The following is an 18,699-nucleotide window of genomic DNA, read 5'->3' on the forward strand; positions in this document are numbered from 1 at the left end:
CTTTTCTAAAATAACACATGTCGAAAGAAAAATTCCATATTGAGTTTTTGATGGGCAATGCAACTCAGAGCAGTTTGTGGCGTATGATCAGCCAGATTGATGGCCTTTCGGAATGGTTTGCAGATGAAGTGTCAATGGATGAGACAGAAACCATTTACACCTTCACGTGGGGGAAATCATCAAACCAGGCTATGATTTTGAATCAGAAGCCACAGTCAAGTATTCGTTACAGATGGATTGACGAAGGTGAGGAGAACTATTATTTTGAGTTTTTACTTCGTAAACTTGAACTATCAGGTGATGTTACACTGGAGGTTACAGATTTTGCCGATCCGGGTGAAAAAGGAGATGCTATTACTTTATGGGAGTCGCAGATAGATGAGTTGAAGCGAAGATTAGGCATCTGACAGTTTGTGGTTGCAATATAGTTACTCGCTTTAATCAACTTTACATTTTTGAACTGCATTTGTACGTTTGATTTTACTATCTTTGTCATAAAATTAAACAGGTCTCTTTTTGTTCAGATTTAATGGGTAGATTTTTCCAAATAAAGCGATTATACAGTTATATTCTTACAACCTTTATCCCGCTTTTTCTGATGACTTTTGCCATATGCCTTTTTCTGGTATTGATGCAATTCCTGTGGAAATACGTGGAAGATATGGTAGGCAAAGGGCTGGGGTTGGATGTAATAGGGGAGATGTTCTTCTATGCTGCACTGAACCTTATTCCGATGGCATTACCATTGGCAATCCTGCTTGCATCGCTGATGGTATTCGGGAATATAGGCGAAAACTTTGAGCTGCTGGCCATAAAATCGGCAGGTATCCCTCTGCTTAAAATCATGAAACCGCTCATTGTCCTTGTTTTCTGTATTTCAGTGAGTGCCTTTTTCTTTCAGAACTACGCTGTTCCAAGAATTCAGACCAAATTCTATTCGTTACTTATATCCATTAGACAAGCATCACCAGAACTGGATGTTCCAGAAGGTGTCTTTTATAAAGAGATAGAGGGGTATAACCTTTACGTGGGAAAAAAAGACAGACGCACGGGAATGTTGTATGATGTGCTGATATACGATATTGCGAGCGGATTCAACAATATGGCTGTGATTATTTGCGATTCGGCCAAAATGAGTATGACAGAAGATAAGACAATGCTTATCTTCACAATGTACAGCGGGCAGCAATTTCAGAATTTCAACCAGGGTTCATCATCTCAGTATAATCCCGATTTTGTTCCGTACGCACGTGAAAGCTTCAAGGTGAAGACAATGATGATCTCTTATGATGCCAATTTTAACCGCATGGGAGAAGATGTTATTGAAGGAAGCTCTACAAGTAACTATGTATCCAAAAATCTTTCAGAACTTGGCTATTCCATCGATTCCATGACTATGATAATGGACAGTGTAAACGTGATGGACAGAAAATTGATGAAAAATTACTCCTTTCTCACCTTTCGCAACAGCTACCCTGCCGATAAGAGAGATTCGCTAATAACAGCTCCTTTGTATTCAAATGTTGAGGTCCCTTCGCCCGACACCCTTCTGCAGTCGAAAAGGGCCGAAGAGCAGTCGGCTATACTCCAGAGTGCATTTATGAAGGCCGATAATAACAGCAACGAGTATCTTTTCAGATCTTTCAACAAGACAACTACTCAAAAGACCATAAACCGGCATTGGATAGAATGGCATCGAAAATTTACCATTCCTTTCACCTGCCTTATATTCTTTTTTATTGGCGCACCACTGGGGTCGATAGTCAGAAAAGGAGGTCTGGGCACACCTATTGTCATATCAGTAATACTTTTCATTATCTATTACATTGTGGAAAATGTTGGATACAAGATGACACGAGACGGTGTTTGGGTACATTGGTTCGGTATGTGGTTCAGTTCGCTTGTTCTGCTGCCTATTGGTGTATTCCTTACCCACAAAGCAGTTAACGATTCTGTAATCATGAATGCAGATACCTATGTTGAATTCTTTAAGAGGCTGTTCTTTATTCGTGAAGCAAGAAAGTATAATGTAAAGAGTGTAATTATTGATATACCGGACTACAACAAAATATCGGGTTCTTTATCGGAATTATCAGGTGAAATTGATATCTTTATCAATAGATATAGAAGGTTGTCCTATAAACAGTATTGGACAGATGTTAATTACGATAGGGAATTGAGATACATCAAAAGCTCAATGGAAATAATACTAAACCAGCTATCCAACTCAAGAGAACTAAAGGTGCTTGCAAAAGCTGAAGAGTTCCCGGTGCTCATCAGTAGTTTCCGCCTTTTTAAAACAAACTCGCTTCCTGCCAGGATAAGCATGTATTTCTTTCCGTTTGGTATAATTCCGAGACTCTTATTTATACCCTTTGAAGTGAGAATAAGAAAAGATCTGGAGAATATTCAACTGCTGATAGTGAATTTAAAAAAAATTATCGGTAATATTCATGCACCTGTTGATGCAGCAATTGCAGGAAAAACGGTGATAGAACATAATTTTGATGCAGTAATATCTGAAGATTAAAACTCAGTAACAGCATAAAATAATTTTATATATATGCAAAATAATATTAAATTAAACACCATCGAGGAGGCTATTGATGAAATAAGGAATGGAAATTTCATAATCGTGGTCGATGATGAAGACAGAGAAAACGAGGGCGACCTGATTATAGCTGCGGAGTGCATTACCCCTGAAAAGATCAACTTTATGGAGACACATGCAAGGGGCCTTATTTGTGCGCCTGTGACTAAAGAACGCGCCGAAGAGCTGGAGCTTCCGATGATGGTTACTCATAATACTTCTATCCATTCAACGCCTTTCACGGTATCCATTGATTTACTTACCCATGGTTGTACAACTGGAATTTCGGCCTACGACAGGGCTCAAACCATACTTGCACTTACCCGCGAAGAGACTGCGCCGGAAGATTTTGGCCGTCCGGGACATATTTTTCCACTTAGGGCACAATCAAAGGGTGTACTTCGTCGTGCAGGGCATACAGAAGCATCAATAGATTTTGCCCGTCTCGCAGGCTTGTATCCTGCCGGCGCACTCGCAGAAATTAAAAACGAGGATGGTTCCATGGCTCGCCTTCCGGAATTGATGAATATGGCCAGAAAGTTCGATCTTAAGATTGTATCCGTAGCCGATCTGATTAAATACAGGCTCCAGACCGAATCGCTCATAGAAAGGGGTGAAGCGGTCAGGCTTCCAACGCAATACGGCGATTTTATGATGATTCCTTTCCTGCAGAAAGCCACCGGACAGGAGCACGTGGCGCTGGTAAAGGGTGAATGGCACGATGATGAGCCTATACTGGTACGTGTGCACTCATCGTGTATAACGGGCGACACTTTTGGTTCAATGCGCTGCGAGTGCGGGGAACAGCTGCATAAAGCGTTGGAGATGATTGAAAAAGAGGGTAGAGGCGTGCTGGTATATCTGAACCAGGAGGGACGTGGAATAGGACTAATGGCAAAAGCAGCTGCATACAAACTGCAGGAACAGGGACTTGACACAGTAGATGCCAACCTTCATCTCGGCTACCAGGCCGATGAGAGGGATTACGGAGTGGGAGCCCAGATATTGCGCAGCCTTGAAGTGAGGAATATGCGACTGATGACCAACAATCCCAGAAAAAGGATCGGATTGGAATCGTATGGACTGGAGGTAGTTGAAAATGTGCCTCTTGAGATTACGCCCAACAAGTATAATCACTTCTATATGGAGACCAAAAAGAAGAAAATGGGGCATGTGCTTCGAAATATAAAATAGATTATAAAAATAAATAGATATGTACGGAAAAATGCAACAACACCTTCAGGCCGAGCTTAGAGCAATAGAAGAGGCAGGACTTTACAAGAATGAAAGAATTATTGTTACCCCGCAAAGGGCAGAGATAAGAGTTCAATCGGGGCAACAGGTACTTAACTTTTGTGCCAACAACTACTTAGGGTTGTCTGATAATCCGAGGCTGATAGGCGCTGCAAAGCGGGCATTGGATGAACGCGGTTATGGCATGTCGTCGGTTAGATTTATCTGCGGTACTCAAGACTACCACAAGGAGCTGGAAAAGACTATCAGTAACTATTTTAAAACTGACGATACCATTCTTTATGCTGCCTGTTTCGATGCAAATGGCGGACTATTTGACCCTCTTTTTACCGATGAGGATGCTATCATCTCCGACATGCTTAACCATGCATCTATTATTGACGGTGTTCGGCTTTGCAAGGCTAAACGATATCGTTATGCCAATGCTGATATGAACGACCTTGAAGAAAAGCTGAAAGAGTCGCAGGCTCAGCGATTCAGAATTATTGCAACCGATGGTGTATTCTCAATGGATGGAAATGTGGCACCTATGGACAAAATAATGGAGCTGGCAAAAAAATACAACGCACTGGTAATGGTAGATGAGAGCCATTCTGCAGGTGTAGTTGGTAAAACCGGAAAAGGCGTTACTGAATTATTCAATATCATGGGAGATGTTGATATCATTACTGGTACTCTGGGTAAGGCTTTCGGCGGTGCTATTGGCGGATTTACCACTGGGCGCAAGGAGATTATTGAGATGCTGCGCCAGCGTTCACGACCCTATCTTTTTTCCAACTCAATTCCACCAATGGTGGCTGCATCTGGCATGGAGGCTTTCCACATGCTGCAGGAATCAAATCAGCTGCAGGATAAACTGCATGAAAATGTGGACTATTTTGTAACTAAGATGAGAGAGGCAGGGTTCGACATTAAACCAACCCAATCGGCCATTTGCGCAGTGATGCTGTATGATGCCAGATTGTCGCAAGATTTTGCCGCCGGAATGCTTGAAGAAGGAATATATGTGACCGGATTTTATTATCCTGTGGTTCCGAAAGGTGAAGCACGAATTCGTGTACAGCTTTCCGCAGCTCACGAACATGAACATCTTGACAAAGCTATTGCGGCATTCATAAAAGTGGGGAAAAAACTGGAAGTGATCTGATTTCTGACTTACAACTCCTTAAAATATTTATCAAATGAAAGCATTGGTTAAGATTCGTCCTGAAAAGGGTATCTGGATGGAAGAGGTGCCAGTTCCATCTGTTGGTGTGAACGATGTACTTATAAAAATAAAGAAAACAGCTATTTGCGGCACCGACTTGCATATTTACAAGTGGGACGAATGGTCACAAAAAACCATCAATACACCTATGACTATTGGGCACGAATACGTGGGTGAGATTGTTGATATGGGCAGTGGTGTGGAAAATCTGAAGATAGGCGACCGTGTTACAGGTGAAGGCCACATTGCCTGCGGACACTGCCGTAACTGTCGCCGAGGCAAACTTCATGTCTGCGAAAACACCATGGGTGTGGGCGTTAATCGAGACGGTGCTTTTGCTGAATATCTGCAGCTTCCGGCATCGAATGTTGTGAAGCTTGATCCTCGCATACCCGATGAGATCGCTTCCATAATGGACCCGTTTGGAAATGCTACACATACTGCACTCTCGTTCCCATTGATTGCTGAAGATGTACTTATTACCGGAGCGGGGCTTATAGGAAGCATGGCTACCGCCATTTGTCGATTTGCCGGTGCACGTTATATTGTGGTGAGCGATTTGAGCGATTACAGATTGGATATTGCAAAAAAGATGGGTGCTACGCTAACGGTTAATCCATCAAAAGGTGAAACTATAGCGAAGGCGGTAGAAAAGCTGGGTATGCGCGGATTTGATGTGGGGCTCGAGATGTCCGGTTCTCCTGCAGGCTTCAGGGATATGGTGGAAAATATGTACAACGGCTCAAAAATATCTTTACTGGGTATTCTGCCCAACACCACTACTGTAAACTGGAATGAGATTATCTTTAAAGCACTAACGCTGAAGGGAATCTATGGAAGAGAAATGTGGGAGACATGGTATCAGATGGAGCAGATGCTAATTACAGGCCTTGATTTGACCCCAGTTATTACACACCGCTTTGGCATTGATGATTTTCAGAAAGGATTTGATGTGATGGAAAGTGGACAGTGCGGAAAAGTTATACTGAACTGGGATTGATTTTGCAATTATTGCCCGTCTCTTGGATATTTAATTTCGGGACTGTCTGAAGGCTGCACTCAAAGCTAATTAGCTTAGTCTGTTAAGCTGTTCAATTTTATCGGAATTATTGCTGATTTTGCACCTGTAAGTATCAGTATCGTTTATAAAAAAAAGATAATCATGAAGCAGCTGGTATTATTACGCCATGGCAAAGCCGAACAAAATACGATGGCCAAAGACGACTATGACCGTGCACTTACCTTGCGTGGAAGCAAAAACGCTGCTGCAATGGGTGAATACATACTGAAAAGGTTGGGAATACCTGATCTGATACTCTCGTCATCGGCCCAAAGGGCTTATGAAACAGCAATATATGTTTCAAAAAGTATCGGGTATCCGGAAGAAGATATTAAAACCGATCAGAATTTGTACTTTGCCCCAGCGCGGTGGATAATGAATGTGATTTCAAAACTTCCAAATGAGGTTGACACTTGCCTTTATGTAGGGCACAATCCGGGTATAACAAATTTGATAAACGACCTGGGAGTGCTGATTGATATTCTTCCCACGGCATCGGCCGTATGCTTTGAGTTCAATGTCGATTCATGGATTAATATTACTGCAGAGCGCGCCAACTTCATGTGGCTGAAACTGGCGAAGGATCTGTAGAAACAAGCTTCAAAAAAGCCTTATTTGCTATTTAAAGACAAACTACGGTTTTGATTGTACCACAATCGAGGCGTAGAAAATCTTTCTTGTTTACTGATTAACGCCATCGCCATCACGTCACATAACCATCACGTCACATCGCCATCACGTCACATCGCCATCACGTCACATCGCCATCACGTCACATCGCCATCACGTCACATAACCATCACTGGAATTATCGACCTGTTAATTATTGCTGTAAAAATATCACCTTAAAGTTTTAGTAGTTACTGGTATTGAGCTGAACACATTTTATTGTGACTACTCTTATCACGGTTATTTTGAATGGTTCAGAGAGTAAAAGTCGCAATTGGTCGATAAAATAGTTCGGTTTATCTATTTGATTTGTCAAGGCATCCGGGTGTTATTATTTTTGTCTGCAAAATTGATTTCATCATATCAATAATTCAACAGAAAATAATATGAAGAAGATATGTTTTATAGCAACTTTTTTGTTACTATACTCTTTTATGTACCCACTGCAGGCGCAAACTAATAGTTCCATATCGGGTAAGCTTATTGATAAGGAAACCGAAGAGCCTGTACCTCTTGCCAATGTAAGGATACTTAGGCAGGCAGACAGCACCTTTGTAACAGGAAAAGCAACCGGCTCCAATGGCCTGTTTGCCATTCCGGTAAGATACGGATCATATATCCTGCATATCTCTTTCATTGGATATAACGATGTGTATAAGAATGTAAATGTAACTTCCGGCAATTCCTCGGTACAGCTTGGAAATATCTCAATAAGTACTGACAACATACTTTTATCGGAGACTGTGGTAACTGCAAAAGCGCCTGAAATAACTGTAAAGGGTGATACGTTGGAGTACAATGCGGATTCCTATAAAGTAACTGAAAGTGCGGTTGTTGAAGACTTGCTAAAAAAGATGCCGGGTGTGGAAGTGGATAATGATGGCAAGATAACAGTAAACGGGAAGGAGATAAAAAAAATATTGGTGGATGGAGAGGAGTTTTTCAGCAGCGACCCGAAAGTGGCATCTAAAAATCTTCCTGCAAAAATGGTTGAAAAGCTTCAGGTGCTTGAGAGAAAAACAGAAATGGCACAGATGACCGGATTCGATGATGGAGAGGAAGAGAATGTTATTAACCTGATGGTGCGCCCTGGCATGAAAGAGGGGCTTTTTGGAAATGCCTTTGCAGGCTACGGAAGCAAGGACCGGTATGAAGCTAATGGAATGCTTAACTATATGAAGAACAAGGACCAATTTACATTCTTAGGAGGTGTCAACAATACTAATAATGCAGGTTTTTCAGACCTTGCTTCGGCAATGTTCGGCAGTATGGGTGGCCGTGGAGGGAGAATGCGCATGTTCGGCGGCAGAGACGGAATATCAACCTCTGTAAATGCAGGAAGCAACTTCAGCAAGCAATTTACCTCAAAATTCAAGATCGGGGGAAATGCCCGTTACGGATATACCGATACCGATGTTCAGTCCGATGTATTTACACAGAACATTCTCAGCGCCGGAAATACACTGGAGAGCGAGAGTAACAGGTCGAACAACAAAAGCCGGAATTTCAATATGGACTTCAGGGTTGAATGGAACCCGGACTCATTCACTACCATAATTTTCCGTCCCGAAGCTTCATTTTATAACAATACCCGCGATGAAGAGGGCCATTTCCTTACCAAAGTTGAGCTGTCGGGCGATACTGTTAACCATGGTGATTCGAGGTACTTTTCAGAAGGAGACGGGAAGAACTACGGTGGAAATCTTGATATAAGTCGCAAACTTGGAAAAGCTGGCAGGGTAGTGAGTGCTCAACTGCGTGCAAACAGGGGTGAATCTGATAATAAGGGAACAAGCGTCTCTGCCACTTTTTACAAAGGGCCGCGTCCCGACGATCTCATAGATCAGCATTTTACAAATACCAGCGACAACACCTCCTGGAGCGGATATTTCTCATACGTGGAGCCTATAGGCAGAAATAACTTCCTTCAGCTTGCATACCGGTATCGACAGAACATATCTGAATCTGACAAAGACACCCGCTCAAAGGACGAAACAGGCAACTATACTGTACTGGATTCGTTGTACAGCAAAAGGCTGGAGAACAACTTCGTGAATCAGGACCTGGGATTGAACTTCAGGGCAATAAGAGAGAAATATGACTATATGTTAGGCTTTTCAGTGCAGCCGTCCAGCTCACGTAGTAAAACATTTATCGGAACAGATTTAATTCATGATGCCAGTCAAGAGGTTATAAACTATGCACCCATGGCTCAGTTTAACTATCGCTGGAGTCGAACCATGAATCTTCAGATACGCTATTTCGGAAATACCGACCAACCGTCGGTCTCGCAACTCTCTCCCGTGGTTGATGTCTCTGACCCGTTGAATATCCGCTATGGCAACCCCGACCTAAAGCCTTCTTTTCAACATCAACTTAGCTTGAGGTACAGGATGTCGAATCCCGAAAAGGCGAGCTCCATCGCAGCTTTTGTGAACGGTGGCTATCTTACCAACGATATCGTGTCTTCAACATTTACCGATATCAATACCGGCAGAAAGGAGACCACTTACAAGAACGTTGCCGGTAACTGGAATGTCAATGGCCGTGTTATGTTTAATGTGCCACTCAGGAATATAAAATTTTCAGTTTCTTCAATGTCTTTTGCAAGTTACAACCATACAAACGGATTTTCAAACAATGAGAAAAATCTGAATAAGCGCGTCAACCTGTCTGAGATGCTGGGATTGAATTATCGGTCTGATCTGTTCGATTTTGGTGTTCGGGGAAACATCAGCTACAATAGCGTGTCAAACACTATTAAAATACAGAACAATCAAAACTATTTCAACTATGGCGGAAATGCCAATACATCAATCTATCTGCCGTGGGACCTGACCATAGAGAGTGATATCAACTATTCAACAAACTCCGGATATGCAGATGGATTCCAGCAGAAAGAATGGTTATGGAATGCATCTGTTCAGAAGCAACTTTTTAAACAAAAGAACGGTACCATCCGTTTTAAGATATATGATATTCTGCAACAGCGCAGCAATATTAACAGAAGCGTAACATCGAACTATATACGTGATACTACTTCAAACACGCTCACAAGCTATTTCATGGTGCACTTTGTTTATAGGTTCAATATATTCAAAGGAGGCGCCACAAGGGAAGAGATGATACCTGAAAGAGGTAGCGGAAGATTTGGAGGCCATGGCCATGGTGAAAGAAGAGGCCCTAACATATTTTAATTTTTTTACAATATGGTACAGGTATTACAACAAAAACAGAAGGTAAGTTGGAACAATGTGTTTGTACATATCCTTCTGTGGGGTGTGATATTTATTCTTCCCTACTTTTTTACCGATCCCGAGCGGATTTTCAACTTTCGCATGTTTTTAAGGTCACTCCCCGAGATGCTGGGATTCATGCTGGTTTTTTACCTTAACTATTTTTTTCTTATCGATAAGCTGCTGTATAAAGGAAAAAACAAAGAGTTTATAATTTACAATCTATTACTCATTATTGCAGTATCTTTCCTGATGTATTATGGCCGAGGAGTGATAGATTCTTTACTCCCTGAATTTAGGCCAAGGAGGCACAGAAGAAGCAGTTTCAGGTATATTTTTATATTACGCAATTCCACCTCTCTTTTTTTCATGACCGGGCTTAGTGTTGCATTGAAGATGACTGTAAGATGGCTTGAGGTGGAAAACGAACGGAAAGAGCTGGCAAAAGCAAAATCTGAAGCCGAGCTTCAGAACCTTAAGAACCAGATCAACCCGCACTTTTTGCTAAACACACTCAACAATATTTATGCGCTCATAGAGTTTAATCCTCCAAAAGCGCAGCAAGCAGTTGTGGATCTGAGCAAGATGCTGCGACATCTGCTCTATGACAACAACCAGACCTATGTTCCGCTAAAGCAGGAGGCTGATTTCATGCGTAACTATATTGAGTTAATGCGTATACGGCTACCTGATAATGTGAAGCTTACAACCGAATTCTCTTATTCGGAAACTGGGAATACTCTTATTTCTCCACTAATTTTTATATCTTTGATAGAAAATGCATTCAAGCACGGTGTAAGTGGAGACAAACCGTCGTTTATTGAAATTTCGCTAAAAGAGCATCCTGACGGAAAAGTGGAGTTTATTTCCAGAAACAGTTATTTCCCAAAATCGGTTTCAGATAAAAGCGGCAGTGGAATAGGGTTGGAGCTGGTGAAGAAAAAACTTGAGCTGCTTTACCCTGACAGATATCAGTGGAATATAAAAATTCAGGGCGATGTTTATTCTACTGTACTTGCGATTGATACAAAAAAAGAGCCTGATGATATTGAATTGTTGGATAGTTGATGATGAGCCGCTGGCTTTGTCGCTTCTGGAATCGTACGTTCAGAGAACCCCTTTTCTGAATCTTACCGGCAAATACAGTAATGCACTTTCTGCAATGAAGCACATAGCAGTGGAGAAAGTTGATGTGCTTTTCCTTGATATCCAGATGCCCGATGTGAATGGTATTGAGCTTGCACGTATCATTGACAATCATACACGTATTATCTTTACCACCGCTTTCAGCGAATATGCTTTGGAGGGATATAAAGTAAATGCGATAGATTATCTGCTAAAACCTTTCTCTTTTTCAGAATTTCTCGCCGCAGCAAAAAAAGCTTTGAACTGGTTTGAAATGACAGAATCAAAATCAAATAGTGAGTCTGTACAAGAGAATGTGGGCATTTTTGTTAAATCTGAATATCGCCTCTTGCATGTGTTGTACGACGATATGCTGTATATTGAAGGGTTAAAAGATTATGTGAAGATTTACACGGAAAGCAGTTTAAAACCTATTTTGTCTCTGATGAGCCTAAAATCGCTGGAGGAAGAGCTTCCCTCCGAGCGTTTCATCCGTGTTCACAGGTCGTATATCATTCACTTAAACAAAATCTCAAGCGTTGATAAAAACCGTATTATAATAGGAAAAAAACAGATTCCGGTTGGAGAGACCTACCGCAAACAGTTTCTTTCTGCTATCAGAAAATAACAAAACCTTCTGCCATAATCCACTTATAATACACGAAAGAAGTTGTGCTTTTTTGATCGGATTACCGAAACTTTCATTCTCATACCTCTTTATGGACTGTCACCTTAGGCGTTTTGTTTGTGCAAAATGTTTTCATGCTCATTATCTCTATTGCCGTGATCTGTAATTACTGAGCCATTATTTTACTTTTATCCTCGTTCTCTTCATTCTCTTCATTCTCTTCATTCCCTTCTTCGTAGTAATTATATCGAAAAGGCAATACCTCTCTGGTATCTTTTTCGCGAAGATACTTGTCGTAAATATTTATTTCTTTCTCTTTTAGAATCTCTTTTTGCTTCTGTGATACAATTTTTAATTGGCGTAACCGGCGATAAACAAAATATAAAAATAGCGCCCTGACATTTTTCCGTCGCGATTTAAAAGATTTTTTCGGCAACTCTTTTAAAGTGTATTTATATGTTTTTTTTAGATAAAAACTATCTGAATAGTTATTTACAGACTGAATGGCTTCTTCTTTATCAATGTGGGAATATTGGGCGTAATTTACTGCAATAATAGTTGTGATATCACGTAATGGAGATAATCGCTCAAGGTTTTTGAAATACTCGTCGTTAAACGAATGTATATTCATTCTGTTTACATCAACAAGGCAAAACAAATAGTTGTGACTCTCTTCACTGTACTTCCATAAAATATTGCCGGGACTGTAATCTTTATGAATAATTCCCCGCAAATGAAGTTGTGAGGTATATTCAGCAAATGCTTTCAGTAGTGCATTATTTTGTAAAGTTCCGTCCAGATATGGCCTTATAGAGTTATAATCTTCTGCATAGATGCAAATGTAATAACTATCTTTCAATCTTCCCCAACGTCGCTCTTCTATATACGCAACAGGTGTTGGTGAGATGAAACCGCGATTAATAATTTCGGCGGAATTGTAATAAGAGCGTGCAGCTTTCGACTGCCGAAATGTGGAATAGATAAACTGGTTTATGAAATTTGGAACGGAAAATTTCTTCACCACGACTTTTTCTGAACCCAGACGCATCTTTTTTAATATATTGCGCCCTTTATAAATAATTTTTCCTTTTTTGTTAAAATTTTCTGATATCGTTTCAATATCTCTTCTCAAATGCTCATATTTAGGATTGATTAAAATATTGACATGATGTTTTTTCACAAAGCTTAATAGGATCATCTTTAAAAAAATTTGTAATAGAATATTTCTTTATTAAGAAATAAGATTAATTGATAAAAATCAGATCTTTTAGTCACATTTGCCGCAGGAAAGGGAAAGAGTATTGAAAAGTTTGTCTTGCAAGAGCATATGTGCAGTTTTAATTGCAATACCATCTTCTCTTATTCTATTTCCCGTCTCATCGTCAATTTCTGATACATATATCATATCAATAGATTCGTTTGATAAGAAAAGCAATGCATTTTTTACCGAATTTTCTTCAAAAAACAGGCTTTTGACACCATTTACCGATTCGCTTTCCTGATCAAAAATTGTCACATTGACATTACTCTCAGAGAGGCGGCATAATTTATTTCTTTTATAAAAAATGGCAATTTTCATAGGACTCATTTTTTTGCTGTACTCCCAGTTACAATCTGTTTGGGTAAAATAAAAAAAGCATGATTTATATTTACAATTGCTCGCTATTACTTCAAAGAATTACACGTAACTACTTGATTATTAACTGCAGAATTGTCTTTTAATTACATGGCCCATTTGCCTGATTATATAAGTGTTAATTAAATATAGTGAAAAATTTAATAGGTTGCAAAGTTAATAAAAATGCTGCAGTTTTTCTCATTTTCAACTTCTCTTTTCAGTACAGTAAATTTAAAACAGATTATAAAAATCGGGCTTTATACATATCCCCGCTCTTAACTGCAAGTCTTTCCTTTTGTAATCGAGCAAACTATCGCCCGTACCACTGTACAGTTCACCAAAAATATATTGATTGAATCTGTCTGAGATCTTATAACTGGCAGTAAGTTTGAGATTGATTGTCTTTACGCTCTTTATAAGACTGAATGTGCCTGAAAGCCACCATTTATTATTTGATGATTTTAAGTCGGCGTTGAAATAGCCAGTTCCTCTGTAATCGTACAAGTCGCTGTTTTCTTTACCGGTAAAAAAAGGAATTGTAATTTTGAAACCGACAGCAAGATTCGATGTTAAAAAATATTTTCCTGAGAAGCCAATCCAATTAGTACTTCTCGACTCAAGACTGTCACGGCCGTTGGATTCATGTTCTAAATGCAAAAAAGCTGCTCCAGTCAGCCGGTTATCAACAATAATATATCTTCCAAGCCCGATGCCCGGGTTATAGTTGCTGTCCCTGAATGGGGCAGAATCGCGGTAGATATCCCAAAACGATTTTTGAGTATAAGTAAGATATAGAAAAGTATCGAAAGGCAATCGGCTTGATGTAAGCCTGTGGCGGATACTGAGTTGAAATTTAGCATCGGCTGTTTCCCTGTTTATTCCTTTGTTGAGCGGGATGCCGGTAATAAAAAAGTTATCCTTATATATAGAAAAAGGGGGCAAACCATCCATGTACCGGATAATCTCACCTTCCGTCATAACCAATTCTTGTCTCTCTTGTTCTATTTTCGATTTTAAATAATCAACAATATTCATGAGCGGCCTTTTTGTTGAATCGGAAAGAGCTACTTCAGGCTGTGACATTATTTCAGGAATTAACAAAAACATCATCAGCACAACACTAAATAAAAAATTATGTTTCATTGTAGGGCAATTTTATTATTTAAATGGTACGTAATTTCATAAAATTAGGGTATGGCTGAGCCGGTTGGCTAATGTTTATCCTCTTTTTTTATAGCTGACTACTGCCCAACCATTCAATACTACTGCAATTACTCCCAATTTAAGCAGATTCCCCGATACATCAGCCAACGTGCTCCCGTTCAGATAGAGCATGCGAAAGGTAGTTGTAAGGTAGGTAAACGGGTTGACGTATGCAATCAACCGGGCCCATTCGGGCATGCTTGATATGGGGGTAAACATACCGCCAAGCAGGATAAGGATAAGAATAAAGAACATCACCAGAAAGCTTGCCTGCTGCATATTTGAGGAATAGTTTGAGATGATGATTCCCAGCCCTGATATGGAGATGATAAAGACAACAGCTGAGAAAAGTACAGCTAAAACACTTCCTGTGGGCCAGAGCCCATACAGCAGGTATGATGCTGAGACTGAAATTATCATGACAACAAGGCCTACAATCCAGAAAGGAATAAGTTTAGCCAGAATAAACACTATTCTGTTTACCGGGGTCACATTGATCTGGTTAATGGTACCGTTCTCTTTTTCCAACACAATGTTCAGTGCGGGTAAAATGCCACAGATAAGTGTGAGGAGTAACACCATAAAACCTGGAATCATAAAGAATTTATAGTCCAGAGCAGGATTAAACTTGAACTGGGGAACAATATCTACTTTTGGCATTCGCATTATTGAGGCTCTGGATTGCGGAGGCATTGTATGCATAAGTTCACCTAACAGTTCCGATGAGAAATCGTTCACAATCTGCATAATATAATTGCTACCCAACAGGCCCTGGGTGCCGTTTACCGAGTTGACTGCCATGCCTACTCCTGATGCTTTGTTTTTTACCAGATCCATATCGAACGAAGTGGGTATTTCCAGGATCATATCTGTTTCGCCATGTTCCATATTCAACATTGCTGTCTGGTAATTGGGCGGAGTGTCGTTAAGGATAAAGTATCGAGAAGATGCAATTTTGTCGGTCAGTCTTTTAGAATATACATTCTTGCTATGATCTACAACATCAATTTTAATATTTTTTATTTCGAAACTTACTGCCCACGGGAACACCAGCAACACCATAACCGGATACATAACAATCATTTTTGGAATCATAGGATTCCTGAACATCTGTTTAAACTCTTTTTCTATTAGGAATTTTATTGTTTTCATAATTTTCAACCATTCAGTAATAATGTTCCAGTTCCGATTTGCACGGATTAAACTGTTGATAATTTGTTGATAATTTGTTGATGATGCACTGGCAACATGTTAATAATCTGTTGATAATCTGTAATTGGTTAAACCTTTACTCCAGCCTTTTTTTAGTATTTATGATTGTAACCACTAACAGGAACAATATCATTCCAATTAATATAAGTATCTCTTTCCAGACCATCATTAATCCCTGTCCCTGAATCATCACTTTACGTACTGCTTCAATAAACCATCGTGCAGGTACAATAGTAGATAAAGCCTGCAGCACCATCGGCATATTGTCGATAGGGAATATCATCCCTGAAAGCATCAGTACTGGAACCATTGCTGTTATAGCCGAGACAATAACTGCGTTTACCTGTTTATCCACCAGCGTTGAAACGGTCAGTCCATAAGACAGGGTCAGTGCAATGTAGATGATCGCAATCAGAAAGAACAGCAAAAGATTGCCATTAACAGGCACATCTAAAACAAAATAGCTCAGAAGAAGAATAATTATAAAATCAATAAAGGATATAACCATATATGGAATTGTTTTGGCAAAGATCATAGTCCCTTGTTTCAGGGGCGATGCAAGCAACACCTCCATTGTTCCTCTCTCCTTCTCCCGAACGATGGAAACTGAAGTCATTATGGTACATATGATCATCAGCACTAATCCCATTATACCAGGTACAAACATATACGATGACTTCATGAGTGGGTTATAGATCATCCTGTTTTCGGTCAAAATCTGAAACGGCATCTGCATCAGCCCCGTTTGCTCCCTTTGATATCCGGCTATAATTGCAGTTGCATAGGTAACAGCTATAGATCCCCTGTTTGGATCGGAGCTGTTTGAAAGCAACTGCACAGCTGCATCACCTGAGTGCACCAGGTCCTCCTGAAAATTTTGCTGAAATACCACTGCCAGATCTAGTTTTCCTTTACGCATCAACTCCCCCATCTCCTCCATGGAGTACACTTTCCCAAGATAATTGAAATAGGCATTCTGCTGGATACGTTCAGCAATGCCATTAGTGAATGTGTCGGGGGTGGGGTCGTAAACCGCCACACGAATGTCTTGTACTTCCATATTGATAGCAAATCCGAATAACAGTATCTCCACTACCGGCATGCCAAGTATTACGAGAAGTGTTCTGTTATCACGGAAAATATGATAAAACTCTTTGCGTACAAATGCAATAAATTGTTTCATTTTTTGATGTTTTAAATATCAATTTGCAGCCGTTGCGATAGGTACGGGCATTGTCGGCTTAATCGCCCCGTTTTGCTTTTCGTGCCAGCTGCCTGAATACTTCATCCATTGAGCCGGCGTTAAAATGGCCACGTAATTTTGCCGGTGTATCCAGGGCATCGATGCGGCCGTCTACCATTATTGAGACCCGGTTGCAATACTCTGCTTCATCCATGTAGTGCGTGGTTACAAATACCGTGATTCCCTGGTCGGCTGCTTCATAGATCATCTCCCAGAACTGTCGCCGCATAGCCGGATCGACTCCACCTGTCGGTTCGTCCAGAAAGACAATTTTCGGTTTATGAAAAATGGCGACAGAAAATGCCAGCTTCTGCTTCCAGCCAAGGGGTAGATATTTCACCAGCGTGTTACGTTCATCTTTAAAATCGAGCCTTTTAAGCAACTCATCGGTCTTTGTTGATATCACCTTGTCGGTAAGGCCGTAAATGCCACCGAAAAGGCGGATATTTTCCCATACTTTTAGATCTTCATAAAGAGAAAACTTCTGGCTCATATACCCGATATTCCGTTTTATCAGTTCATTCTCTTTAATGATATCGTATCCCGCTACAGTCCCTTCTCCCGCTGTCGGCATGCTGATACCGCAAAGCATCTGCATTGCAGTGGTTTTCCCTGCTCCGTTTGCACCGAGAAACCCGAAAATTTCTCCCTCCTCAACATCAAATGATATATGGTCCACTGCCGTGAAATTGCCGAACTTTTTCGTTAGGTTCGATATTTTAATTACTTTTTTCATATTCAAATGGTTAATGCCATAAAACAATCTTCCACGGTAGGCTGGATAGGATCAATTCTTACGTCGCTGAATTCTTTTTTTGTTAGGTATTCTTTAAGCTCTCCGGTTTTTAGCCCGCCTTCAACTGTGACGTGAATCTTGTCTCCAAAAGCGAAGCTGCTTTTTATCTTGGAATGAGAACGGAGCTCACTGAGTAATGCTGACATCCCAGTTCCTTCCACCGACCATAATGTCTCGGCGTAATCATCGATAATTCCTTGTGGGGTGTTGTTCGCGATAAACTCCCCTTCACGCATCAGGGCTATTCTGTCGCATCTACCGGCTTCATCCATATATGCAGTTGAAACCAGGATGGTTATGCCCTGCTCTTTCAGTCGTTTCAGCATATCCCAGAACTCCTTTCTCGAAACCGGGTCTACCCCTGTAGTGGGTTCATCAAGGATAAGGATTTCCGGCTTATGAATTAGGGCACAGCTTAATGCAAGCTTCTGCTTCATACCTCCCGAAAGCGCTCCTGCTCTCCGGTTTTTAAAGGGTTCTATCTGCTGATAAATATCTTTGATCAGATGGTAATTTTCCTCTATGGTGGTGTTGAAAAGGGTGGCAAAAAATGTCAGATTTTCTTCCACGCTCAGATCCTGATAGAGAGAGAACCGACCAGGCATATAGCCGATTATCTGCCTGATTTCCCTGTAATCTTTTATTACATCATGTCCGTTCATCAAAGCTATTCCACTGTCGGGTAGCAAGAGTGAGGCAAGAATGCGAAAGAGCGATGATTTACCGGCGCCATCCGGGCCAATTACTCCGAATATTTCCCCATCTTTGACAGAGAAAGTGACTCCATTCAGTGCGTTCACCTTACCTTTGGTGTAACTCTTATGTAAATCTTTTACTTCGATCATTTTGTTGTTTTTA

At 40.6% G+C, this 18,699-nt stretch carries 15 protein-coding genes and 1 pseudogene; 9 read left to right on the plus strand and 7 right to left on the minus strand.

Annotated features, from left to right (window positions below):
- Nucleotides 1-17: 17 nt before the first annotated feature.
- From KDN43_RS12100 to KDN43_RS12140, 9 genes are all read left to right on the plus strand, one after another.
- Nucleotides 18-407, plus strand: coding sequence for an START-like domain-containing protein (locus tag KDN43_RS12100; RefSeq protein WP_238866461.1), 390 nt, complete (start codon nucleotides 18-20; stop codon nucleotides 405-407).
- A 122-nt stretch (nucleotides 408-529) separates the two neighbouring features.
- Nucleotides 530-2,530 (plus strand): LptF/LptG family permease, encoded by a 2,001-nt coding sequence (locus KDN43_RS12105; protein ID WP_238866463.1) that lies wholly within the window; start codon nucleotides 530-532, stop codon nucleotides 2,528-2,530.
- A 33-nt stretch (nucleotides 2,531-2,563) separates the two neighbouring features.
- Nucleotides 2,564-3,784, plus strand: a complete 1,221-nt coding sequence (locus tag KDN43_RS12110) for a bifunctional 3,4-dihydroxy-2-butanone-4-phosphate synthase/GTP cyclohydrolase II (RefSeq protein ID WP_238866465.1) — start codon at nucleotides 2,564-2,566, stop codon at nucleotides 3,782-3,784.
- A 19-nt stretch (nucleotides 3,785-3,803) separates the two neighbouring features.
- A complete protein-coding gene (kbl, locus tag KDN43_RS12115; protein WP_238866466.1) occupies nucleotides 3,804-4,991 on the plus strand; it encodes a glycine C-acetyltransferase in 1,188 nt (395 codons plus the stop codon).
- A 34-nt stretch (nucleotides 4,992-5,025) separates the two neighbouring features.
- On the plus strand, nucleotides 5,026-6,051 hold the full coding sequence (gene tdh, locus KDN43_RS12120) for an L-threonine 3-dehydrogenase (protein WP_238866468.1): 1,026 nt from the start codon (nucleotides 5,026-5,028) through the stop codon (nucleotides 6,049-6,051).
- A 162-nt stretch (nucleotides 6,052-6,213) separates the two neighbouring features.
- Nucleotides 6,214-6,702: a SixA phosphatase family protein gene (locus tag KDN43_RS12125; RefSeq protein WP_238866470.1), complete on the plus strand. Its 489-nt coding sequence runs from the start codon at nucleotides 6,214-6,216 to the stop codon at nucleotides 6,700-6,702.
- A 464-nt stretch (nucleotides 6,703-7,166) separates the two neighbouring features.
- On the plus strand, nucleotides 7,167-9,977 hold the full coding sequence (locus KDN43_RS12130) for a TonB-dependent receptor (protein ID WP_238866472.1): 2,811 nt from the start codon (nucleotides 7,167-7,169) through the stop codon (nucleotides 9,975-9,977).
- A gap of 12 nt (nucleotides 9,978-9,989) precedes the next feature.
- Nucleotides 9,990-11,084, plus strand: coding sequence for a sensor histidine kinase (locus KDN43_RS12135; protein ID WP_238866474.1), 1,095 nt, complete (start codon nucleotides 9,990-9,992; stop codon nucleotides 11,082-11,084).
- Nucleotides 11,059-11,769, plus strand: a complete 711-nt coding sequence (locus tag KDN43_RS12140; RefSeq protein ID WP_238866476.1) for a LytR/AlgR family response regulator transcription factor — start codon at nucleotides 11,059-11,061, stop codon at nucleotides 11,767-11,769. Before KDN43_RS12135 ends, KDN43_RS12140 begins: the two co-directional genes overlap by 26 nt.
- Before the next feature lie 166 nt (nucleotides 11,770-11,935).
- On the opposite strand, the gene KDN43_RS12145 is transcribed toward KDN43_RS12140, so the two are convergent.
- The 7 genes and pseudogenes from KDN43_RS12145 to KDN43_RS12175 form a co-directional block, all read right to left on the minus strand.
- Nucleotides 11,936-12,967, minus strand: coding sequence for a lipopolysaccharide kinase InaA family protein (locus KDN43_RS12145; RefSeq protein ID WP_238866477.1), 1,032 nt, complete (start codon nucleotides 12,965-12,967; stop codon nucleotides 11,936-11,938).
- A 69-nt stretch (nucleotides 12,968-13,036) separates the two neighbouring features.
- The gene (locus KDN43_RS12150; RefSeq protein WP_238866478.1) at nucleotides 13,037-13,348 is read right to left on the minus strand and encodes a hypothetical protein; all 312 of its coding nucleotides are present in this window, start codon (nucleotides 13,346-13,348) and stop codon (nucleotides 13,037-13,039) included.
- A gap of 270 nt (nucleotides 13,349-13,618) precedes the next feature.
- Nucleotides 13,619-14,530 carry a phospholipase A gene (locus KDN43_RS12155; RefSeq protein WP_238866479.1) on the minus strand — a complete coding sequence of 304 codons (912 nt, stop codon included), beginning with the start codon at nucleotides 14,528-14,530 and terminating at the stop codon, nucleotides 13,619-13,621.
- 75 nt (nucleotides 14,531-14,605) lie between these two features.
- Nucleotides 14,606-15,742, minus strand: coding sequence for an ABC transporter permease (locus KDN43_RS12160; protein WP_238866480.1), 1,137 nt, complete (start codon nucleotides 15,740-15,742; stop codon nucleotides 14,606-14,608).
- A 136-nt stretch (nucleotides 15,743-15,878) separates the two neighbouring features.
- A complete protein-coding gene (locus tag KDN43_RS12165; RefSeq protein WP_238866481.1) occupies nucleotides 15,879-16,985 on the minus strand; it encodes an ABC transporter permease in 1,107 nt (368 codons plus the stop codon).
- 58 nt (nucleotides 16,986-17,043) lie between these two features.
- Nucleotides 17,044-17,760: pseudogene (locus KDN43_RS12170) on the minus strand (ABC transporter ATP-binding protein); the annotation flags it as partial.
- Between the two features lie 23 nt (nucleotides 17,761-17,783).
- Nucleotides 17,784-18,686, minus strand: coding sequence for an ABC transporter ATP-binding protein (locus KDN43_RS12175; protein ID WP_238866484.1), 903 nt, complete (start codon nucleotides 18,684-18,686; stop codon nucleotides 17,784-17,786).
- Nucleotides 18,687-18,699 lie beyond the last annotated feature (13 nt).

Origin of the sequence: Proteiniphilum propionicum (genome assembly GCF_022267555.1) — a bacterium.
In the GTDB taxonomy this organism is placed as follows: Bacteria; Bacteroidota; Bacteroidia; order Bacteroidales; family Dysgonomonadaceae; genus Proteiniphilum; species Proteiniphilum propionicum.